General features: G+C 63.6%; 6 protein-coding genes and 1 pseudogene. 4 read left to right on the forward strand and 3 right to left on the reverse strand.

Annotated elements, in window-relative coordinates; genetic code table 11:
• The 3 genes from Q4543_RS23150 to Q4543_RS23160 form a co-directional block, all read left to right on the forward strand.
• On the forward strand, window positions 1-1,075 hold a 1,075-nt coding region (locus tag Q4543_RS23150), incomplete at its 5' end, for a tripartite tricarboxylate transporter substrate binding protein (RefSeq protein WP_303442257.1).
• Between the two features lie 185 nt (window positions 1,076-1,260).
• Entirely contained in the window at window positions 1,261-1,824 is a 564-nt protein-coding gene (locus tag Q4543_RS23155) for a tripartite tricarboxylate transporter TctB family protein (protein ID WP_303442260.1), read from the forward strand.
• The gene (locus tag Q4543_RS23160; RefSeq protein ID WP_303442263.1) at window positions 1,824-3,329 is read left to right on the forward strand and encodes a tripartite tricarboxylate transporter permease; all 1,506 of its coding nucleotides are present in this window, start codon (window positions 1,824-1,826) and stop codon (window positions 3,327-3,329) included. The genes Q4543_RS23155 and Q4543_RS23160 overlap by 1 nt, the downstream gene beginning before the upstream one ends.
• A 233-nt stretch (window positions 3,330-3,562) precedes the next feature.
• Here Q4543_RS23160 and Q4543_RS23165 read toward each other — a convergent pair whose 3' ends face one another.
• Complete coding sequence (locus Q4543_RS23165; RefSeq protein WP_303442265.1) at window positions 3,563-4,339, reverse strand: hypothetical protein; 777 nt, start codon at window positions 4,337-4,339, stop codon at window positions 3,563-3,565.
• Between the two features lie 233 nt (window positions 4,340-4,572).
• Between Q4543_RS23165 and Q4543_RS23170 the strand changes: the two genes are divergently transcribed.
• Window positions 4,573-7,146: a calcium-binding protein gene (locus Q4543_RS23170; protein ID WP_303442268.1), complete on the forward strand. Its 2,574-nt coding sequence runs from the start codon at window positions 4,573-4,575 to the stop codon at window positions 7,144-7,146.
• Between the two features lie 73 nt (window positions 7,147-7,219).
• Here Q4543_RS23170 and Q4543_RS23175 read toward each other — a convergent pair whose 3' ends face one another.
• Together Q4543_RS23175 and Q4543_RS23180 are read right to left on the reverse strand one after the other, a co-directional pair.
• Window positions 7,220-8,230 carry a nitrilase-related carbon-nitrogen hydrolase gene (locus tag Q4543_RS23175; RefSeq protein WP_368502192.1) on the reverse strand — a complete coding sequence of 337 codons (1,011 nt, stop codon included), beginning with the start codon at window positions 8,228-8,230 and terminating at the stop codon, window positions 7,220-7,222.
• Window positions 8,219-8,704 (reverse strand): annotated as a pseudogene (locus Q4543_RS23180) (nitrilase-related carbon-nitrogen hydrolase); the annotation flags it as partial. The gene Q4543_RS23175 and the pseudogene Q4543_RS23180, both read right to left, overlap by 12 nt.
• Window positions 8,705-8,772 lie beyond the last annotated feature (68 nt).

Below are 8,772 nucleotides of genomic sequence, written 5' to 3' on the forward strand. Positions count from 1 at the left end.
AAAGCTGCCGCCTGAAATGAAACCCATGCTACAGCTTAGCCCGGCGGAAAACTGGTCGAAAATTCAGGACCACCTCTCAGATCTCGTTCTCGGCGCCGTCTCGGCGCTGATGCTCGTGGCCACCGGCGCGGTTGCGCAGGATTACCCGACCAAGGAAATTCAGGGCATCATCCAATGGGGGGCTAGCGGCTCGACCGACACGGTGATGCGCTCGGTCACGCCTTATGCCGAAGAGGTGCTGAACGGCAAGGTGGTCATGCAGAACATGACCGGCGGCGTCGGTGCCATCGCGCTGAACAACGTGGCGGGCAGGGATGCCGACGGCTACACCCTGCTGATGGGCGCTGAAAACCCGATGCTTTACAAGATTATGGGTCTTGGCGACAAGGATTACAGCGATTTCACCCCGATCACCCTGCTTGCCCGCGGCACGCCGATCCTCGTGGCCAGCCCCGAGGCGCCGTTCGACGATTATCCGGGCATGCTGGCCTATATCAGGGAAAACCCGGGCGAGCTGCGCTTTGGCACGACCGGTCCGGGGGGCCTGCCATCGGTGATCACCGCGATGATGAACACGGTCGAGGGCGAGCTGGACGTGATTTCGGTTCCCTATGATGGCGACGGCCCGGCGCTGACCGCGCTTCAGGGCGGCGCGATCGACGTGATGCCCGCCGTTCTGGGGGTCGCGATCGAGACCATCAAGGCCGGCAAGCTCAAGCCGCTCGCGGTGTTCGATGTCGCCCCCCTCGACAAGTTGCCGGGCGTGCCCGAGGTGACCCGTTTCAACGAGGGCTATAACACCTACCTGCCATGGGGGCCGTTCTTTGGCGTCTTCGTCAAGAAGGGCACGCCGGACGAGATCGTCGCCGCGTTGCAGGAGGCTTATACCAAGGGGACCGCAAACCCCGAATTCGTCGAGCTGATGGAAAGCCGCGGCTATTCCATGATGAACCTCTCGGGCGATGCGGCCGAGGCGTTCCTGACCAAGTGGCAGCAGGGCACCGTCTGGCTGCTTCAGGACGCCGGCCTTGCCAAGACCTCGCCCGAGGAATTCGGCATCGCCCGCCCCGAGTAAACCGGCGCCGCGCCCGGCCCTTGCGGCGGGGCGCGGCGGCCAAGACCGGATCGACAGCTCGCGTCCGGTCTCGCTCTGACGGCCGGCGTCAGGCCACGCGCCGCATCTCTCTGCCCGAGGCTGCGGCGCTTTCTTTGCAAGCAGCTCTGCGCCGGGCGTGGCAGGGCAGGAGGCCCCGAGGACCCATGTCCAGGATCGAAACCGAACACCATGACGGGCGCTCTGACGCCGCGCCGGGCGGCTATGCAAACCAGCGCCGCCCCGGAGAGCTGATCTTTGGCGCTGTGCTTGTTATCGCCAGCCTCGTGCTGCTGTGGGAGGCCTATGGCATCAGTGGTTTTGACCAGCTGAGCGCCCCGGGCAGCGTGCCGATGGCGACCACCGGCGTGATGGCCATCAGCGCTATTGTCATCTTTTTCAGGGACCTGCGGCGCAGCCGCGTTGCGAACGAGACCCTGTCGCGCGACATCCTGCCCGGCAAGGTCATCGTGGTGGCGCTGTTGCTGACCGGCTTTGGCATCGCGCTCAAGCCCGTCGGCTTCCTGCCGACCTCGGCGGTGTTCCTGATTGCAATCGTCAGGATGCTGGGCCGGCGCGGCTGGGTCTGGACGCTGAGCGTGTCACTGGGCACGTTGCTGCTGGTCTGGTTTGTCTTCCGTATTGTGTTCACCGTTCTGATCCCCGCGGGCATCGTGCCCGAGGCCGAGATCATTCAGGCCTTTCGCAACCTGTTTGAAGGGGCACCGTGATGGAAACCCTCATTGCCTTCCTGACCGTCTTCACCCATCCGCAGCTGTTGCTTCTGGTCGGCGTCGGCACCTTTGCGGGCGTCTATGTCGGGGCCATTCCGGGCCTGTCGGTGACCATGGCGGTGTCGATCCTGATTTCCTTCACCTTCACATGGGATGTGCTGCCGGCCATCGCGTTGATGATCGGCATCTACATGGGCGGGGTCTATGGCGGCTCGCGCACCGCGATCCTGCTGAACATCCCCGGCGCGCCCTCGGCCATCGCCACCGCGTTGGATGGCTATCCAATGGCGCAGCGCGGCGAGGCGGGCACCGCCATCGGCGTCACCACGGTCATGAGCTTTTTCGGCGGCTTCGTCGGCATCGCGGTTCTGGCCATTGCCGCGCCCTTCGTGTCGGATTTCGCGCTGACCTTCCAGCCGCGCGATTACATGCTGCTGGCGGTGCTGGGCATCCTGCTGGTCGGCTCGCTGTCGTCGGGCAGCCTGATCAAGGGCATTTTTGCCGGGGCGCTTGGGCTTGCCATTGGCGCGGTGGGCCGTGACCCGCTGACCTTTACCGAACGGTTCACCTTTGATCTGCAGATCATGCAGGGCGGCATCAGCTTCATCGCGGTGATGATCGGCATGTTCGGCGTGTCCGAGGCGCTGTTGCAGCTGCACCATGTCGACAAGGACGCGGTGAAGCAGAACATCAGCCGCATCGTTCCCAGCTTCGGCACCATCCGCAAGCACCTGCCGCTGTCGCTTCAGACCTCGTCGATCGGGGTGATCATCGGCGCGCTGCCAGGCACCGGCGGCGACATCGCCGCGCTGATGGCCTATGACCACGCCAAGCGCGTGACCAAGACCCCCGAGCGCGCCTTTGGCGATGGCGCCATCGAGGGCCTCGTCGCCCCCGAAACTGCCAACAACGCCGCCGTGGGCGGGGCCTTCATTCCGATGATGACGCTGGGCATTCCGGGCGACGCGGTGACCGCCATCATGATCGGCGCGCTTTACATCCACGGTCTGAACCCCGGCCCGATGCTGATGATCGAGCGCCCCGACATGTTCTGGTTCATCGTCGGCGCGCTGGTCGTGGCCAATGTCTTCATGCTGATCTTTGGCCTGACCGGCATCAAGATCTTTACCCGGATCGTCGAGATGCCGCGCGCTGTTCTGATCCCGCTGATCATGCTGCTGTCGATCGTCGGGGCCTATGCGGTCAACAATTCGCTGAGCGATGTCTACTGGATGCTGGGCTTCGGCTTCTTTGGTTATTTCATGCGCCATTACGGCTATCCGCTGGGGCCGGTGATCCTTGGGGTCATCCTGTCGCGGCTGCTGGATGACAACTGGCGGCGGGCGATCATTTCCGAACGCGAGGATCTGGGCCGCTTCTTCTGGGGCATCATCACCAGCCCGCTGTCGGCGACGCTGCTGGCCGCGGTGATCCTGATCTTTGTTTCTCAAACCCCGCTCTGGACCCGCGCCAAGGCGAAACTGCTGTCGACGGACGCCTGACCCATCACGGAGGATCAGAATTCTGGCCATATCGCTGCCTCGCGCGCCATATCTGCATCAGATAGCGGGGCGGCCGACCCAGATGGCGTGAGCTGCGAGTTGCTGATCCCGCGTGCGCAGAGGATGCTGTTCGTCGATTGCCCAAGGAGGCGAGATCAGCAGCGGTTTCAAACCGCCTGAATCCGCCTGCGCGGGGATCGGCCCACCGACCGATCGCGTTTTAAAAGCCGCGGTCAGGCCCAGATGATGCGGCAGTTGGCTTCGATTTCCGGGGTGCCAAGCGCGTGGTCCTGCACCTGCGCGGTGCCGGCTTCGAAATCGGTTTCGGTGACCGTGTAACCGCTGTCGATGCGGGCAACCATGCGGATGTCGCCGAAATCGGTATCGTCCTGCTGGTAGGTCTCGCCGTTGTACAGTGTCGCGCCCTCTTCGGACCAGTCGTATTCTGCCGGAAAGCTCTGGCCTTCGGGCACGTAATAGACGTTGAACCCCGAATAGACGTAGCTTGCCTCGCCGGTCTCGCTGCTGGCGGTTTCGGAATAATCGGCCGGCAGCACATACAGCGTGCCGCTGTCCTGCGGCAGGGTAAAGCTGACGGTATCGGCGCTGCCGGCGGTGATCTCGGTCAGGTCTTCTTCTTGCGAAAAATCATCGAGCGGCGCCGGGCTGGCGGCAATTTCCGACGCGGTGAATGTCAACGGATCGTCGTCGCCTGCGACGGTTTCATCGCCCGTGGTGTCATTGTCAGAACGGTCCGTGGTTGGCGCGGCCTCGGTCGGCGTGCTGTCTTCCCCGCTTTGAACTTCGGCCCCGCTGTCGACTTCGGCCTGTGCGCTCGTGTCCTCCGGGACATATTCCGGAATCTCGATGATGCCGACGGCCTCGTCGGGGTCGATGGCCGCATCGTCTTCGTGGGTCCCGGTTTCGTCGTCTTCTTCCGGCGAAGGATCGGTCAGCACAAAGGCCGACACCCCGACGACCCCGGCCAACAGCGCCATCATTCCGAACATAACCCAACTCCGTTTACTGATCACTGCCTTCGGTATGAACCGCGTAGATTGGCCAAGCCTTAATACGTCGGCTTTTGCGCGAAGCGCTGAACCGGTTTTCGCACAATATTCGAAAATAATCCTGTGTGAATTTATTATGCATCCGCAGAAAAAGTCACATTTACGTACAGGTCATGCCTCGCTATCCCAAGACGAGTCGGATAGCCATCACTCCCGCAATAAGGGTGATAGAGATGCCGACATACACACTCAACGAGAGCGAAACCTTTACCGCTCAGGGCGTTTCAGCGGATATGTTCGGGGCGAATTACGTTACGATCTACGATTACGAAATATCTGAGACTCCGGTGCTGATCGAGCAGCTTGCCTCGCTCAACGTCAGCACGCTGCGGTTTCCCGGCGGCAGTGTCACTGAAAGCGCCTTCACCGAGGCAAGCTTCCTGACCGGCGATTACACAGCGCAAACCTATACGCGCGACGACGGATCGGTGCAGAACCTCACAACCCTAGCGGAATTCTTCAGCGTGGCGGGGCAGGTGGGCGCCGATGCGCAGCTGGTGCTGCCGACGCGCGCCGCCTTTGCCCAGTCAGCGGCGCAGGCGCTGGCGCGCGGCACCTATGGTGAGCGGACCGCCATCGACAGCGCCTATTTCGCGCATCTGGCCAATTTCCTCGACACCGCGCGAGCCGAGGCGCGGGCGAACGGGGTCGAGATCACCAGCGTCGAGATCGGCAATGAATTCTGGGGCAGCGGCGAGATGACCGCCGAGGAATATGGCTATCTGGCCGGGCAGGTCGCCAATTTCATGGCCGATCAGTACCCGGATATCGCTGTATCGGTGCAGATCACCGCCTCGACCGGCATCTTCAGCCCGCTGCAAGACCGTCTGGCCTATCTGGAACCGGATGGATCGGGCGATTTCATCCTGCACTGGGCGAGCGAATACAGCGGCACCCCGCCATCGTCATGGTCGCGCGGCACCGTGTCGGCGCAGGGCAATGCCATCACCCAGACCAGCGCCATCGCCGAGGCGCTGGTGGATGCGGGCGCCACCGATGCCATCGACGGCGTGGTGCAGCATGTCTATTTCGACGACGGCTTTGCGGGCATCGACAGCGAAAACGAATTTGCGCTGAACGTGATCAAGGGGATCTTCGAGACCGTCTCTGGCCTCAGCGATGTGCCGATGTCGGTCAGCGAATGGTCGCCGCGCAATGCGCTTGGCGAGGACAGCAACAGCGGCAACGCCACTGGCCTGCATTATGCTCATACCGTGGTCGAGGCGTTTTTCGAACTGGCCGCCGCCGGGGTGGAGCACGCCAATTTCTGGCCGATCACCTTTTCCAGCGCCAAGACCTACCGCACGCTGATCGATTCTGACGAGGCCGAGCTGACCTTTGGCGGGGTGGCCTTTCAATGGCTGACGCAAAGCGTGGGCGGGCTGCACACGGTGCTGGATTACGAGGTAGCCGGGAGCCTCGACGTGCACGGGTTCGGCTCGACCAGCACGCTGGCGCTGTTTGCCGCCGAGCGCAGCGGCAGCGATGCCGACGTGGCGCTGGACGTGTCGGAGCTGTTTGCGGCGGGCGACTGGTTTGCGCTGGTGAGCACGCTTGGCAGCGAGGAGGGCAGCTATTCCGACACCGATGACGACCCGCTGATCACCCATTACGATGGCTATGTCGGATCGGGGAACACGGTCAGCTTCGGGCTTGATGCCTGGAACCTTGCGCGGGTGGAATTGCAGGCGATCACCGCAGGCGGAGACACCCTGCGCGGCGCCGATGGCAATGACACCATCCGGGGCGATGCGGGCGACGACATCCTGCGGGGCGGCAACGGCGACGACCAGCTCAAGGGTCAGACCGGCGATGACCAGTTGTACGGCGGTCAGGGCGACGACTGGCTTTCGGGCGGCTTTGGCGATGACAGCATGATCGGCGGCGATGGCGATGACGATGTGTACGGCGGCGGCGGGGCCGACGTGCTGATCGGCGGAAACGGCGGGGATTCGCTCTATGCCGAAGAGGGGCGCGATTACGTACAGGGCGACGACGGCAACGATCACATCTGGCTGGGCGGCACGGGCAGGTTTGCGCGCGGGGATGCGGCGGAAAACATCGACACCGGGGCGCAGGTTGGCACGGGCGGGGTGATCGACCTTGGTGGCAAGACGCTGCTCGAGGCGGTGAGCCGGGGCGGCGATGGCTATGACGTGCTGCATCTGACCGATGGCGGCGATGCGTTCTTTCTGCATGACGCCATCACCGGGTTCAATGACGAGGTGGCGCTCAGCCGCGATTCCGACGGGCGGCAATCGGCGGCCCGCTTTGTCGGCATCGAAGAAATCGACGCGGGGGCGGGGGATGATCTCGTGGATTTCACCAGCCCGGATTATTCGATGGATGGCGAGAGTATCCGGGTGGATCTTGGCGGCGGCAACGATGTGTTCTGGGGCACCGACAGCGATGATGTGGTGTTCGGCGGCGCGGGCAATGATTCGATATTCGGCGGCGCCGGGGTTGACCGGCTGACCGGCGGCGCCGGGGCGGACAGTTTCGAATTCACGCAAAGCGCGCGCTATGTGACGGTGACCGATTACAACCCGCATGAGGGCGATAGGCTGCGGTTCTACAATGCCGGCTCGATGCTGTTCGACGAGAGCAGCGTCAGCCTGACCGCGTCGGGGCTGTCGATCGTGATGACCCACAGCGACACCGGCGCGCGCGAGGTGATGCATGTGACGCTTGAGGGGGTCTCGGATCTGTCGCTGCCGGCGATCAGTGCAGGGATCGAAATTCTCTGAGCCTGCCCGGTGGGTTCGGCGGAGGGGGGGGCAGCCCCCCCCGGGATATTTTTAGCCAGAAGAAGCCGCTGGCTCACTCGGCGGCGAGTTGGCTGCCTTCGGTGACCAGCGCGGTGTAGTGATGCGGCAGGCGCATGGTGATGAGGTCCTTGCGTCTTGTGACATTGGTCGGGTAGGGGCCGCCAAGGTTGGTCAGGTCGATATCAAGCGTGGCAAGGCCGGGGCTGTCGAGGATGGCGCTTTCCTGACGCGGGAAGGCGAAGGTGTCGGCACCGAAGATGCCGCTGTGGCCGGGGCTGTCGGTGCAGGCGTTGGCGAAGACCAGATGCAGGTTGTTTTCGCCGCTGCGGGTGCGCAAGGCGTGCCAGTGATAGGGATCGGCGCCTTTCGGAATGGGCGCATTGTGCGGGATTTCGGTGCCTTGATGGACGCCGGTGAAGCCATCGGGCAAGGCGGCGGGGCAGGCGATGATGTCGCAGCCTTCGAGACCGAGGATGCGCCCGGATTCGGGCAGCAGCGCATCGGTGCCGGTGAGCAAGCCAAGCCGCCCGAACGGCAGATCGAACCATGTCCAGTCATCGCCGGGGGTGGCCCATGTGCGGTCTGCCAGCGACAGGTGGATCTTGCGGTAGCGGCCGACGCGGCCTTCGGGGCCGCTAAGCACCACCGTGTTATAGGCCTGCGCGCCGTCGCTTTCGGCAAAACCTGCGACGATGTGCAGACGATGCCGCATGGCGATGCGGGTGAAGGCGGTGACGCTGGGGCCAGTGATCGGCTCTGGCGTTCGGGTCAGGCTGAGTTCGGGCAGAACGAGCAGGGAGGCGCCCTTGGCCTGTGCCTCGGCGGCGTAGGCATCGATCTGCGCGAGGTTCTGCGCGGCATCGTTCGAGGGGGCGAACTGCGCCACGGCAAGGGTAGAGGCGGTGCCTTCGGGCAGCGGCTGGTAGCCGTAGAGGCGATGGAACTCCAGCGGGTTCCACGTAAAGCTGTTGGTCATCAGGGTCTTGTAAAGCGCGGGGCGGCGCATGTCGAAGACCGGCTCGCCCAGCACCTCGCGGGTGCGGGCGCGCGCCGGGTCGATCATGCCGGTGAGAATGGCGTTGCCGCTGTCGACGCTGGCCTCGACGGTGCCGTCGGGGCCGATGATGCAGCTGCCCCCTGAGAACTGCACCGTGCGTTCCAGCCCCCAGCGGTTGGATTCCACCACGTAGCAGGCGTTTTCAAAGGCGCGGGTGATCCAGTAGGGGGCCGGGGTACGCTCGGCCAGCCAGTTCGAGATATGGCAGATCACATCCGCCCCTTGCAGCGTTTCCAGCCGCACGGTTTCGAAGAAATGCAGATCCATGCAGATGACGATGGCGATGCGGCCAAGCGGCGTGTCGAACACTGCATGGGCGATATCGCCCGAGGCGGCCCATTTCGGTTCGGCGATATAGGGGTGCGACTTGCGATGCTTGCCGACCAGCCCGTCGGGGCCGATTAGCGCGGCGGAATTGTAATACAGCCCTGTCGCCTCGTCGATTTCCGGCATCCCGATGACGATGTAGCACGGCTCTGTTGCACAAAGCCGCTGATGGCCAAGCTGCCCCTTCCCCCGGACACACTTATCCTACAGCCTCGGTCACG

The organism is Salipiger sp. 1_MG-2023, assembly GCF_030547555.1.
In the GTDB taxonomy this organism is placed as follows: domain Bacteria; phylum Pseudomonadota; class Alphaproteobacteria; order Rhodobacterales; family Rhodobacteraceae; genus Salipiger.

What these genes read in the sequence shown, in the direction of transcription:
- Q4543_RS23155 (WP_303442260.1), top strand. Translation starts at nt 1,261, where the DNA reads ATGTCCAGGATCGAAACCGAACACCATGACGGGCGCTCTGACGCCGCG.
- Q4543_RS23160 (WP_303442263.1), top strand. Translation starts at nt 1,824, where the DNA reads ATGGAAACCCTCATTGCCTTCCTGACCGTCTTCACCCATCCGCAGCTG.
- Q4543_RS23165 (WP_303442265.1), bottom strand. Translation starts at nt 4,339, where the DNA reads ATGTTCGGAATGATGGCGCTGTTGGCCGGGGTCGTCGGGGTGTCGGCC.
- Q4543_RS23170 (WP_303442268.1), top strand. Translation starts at nt 4,573, where the DNA reads ATGCCGACATACACACTCAACGAGAGCGAAACCTTTACCGCTCAGGGC.
- Q4543_RS23175 (WP_368502192.1), bottom strand. Translation starts at nt 8,230, where the DNA reads ATGATCGACCCGGCGCGCGCCCGCACCCGCGAGGTGCTGGGCGAGCCG.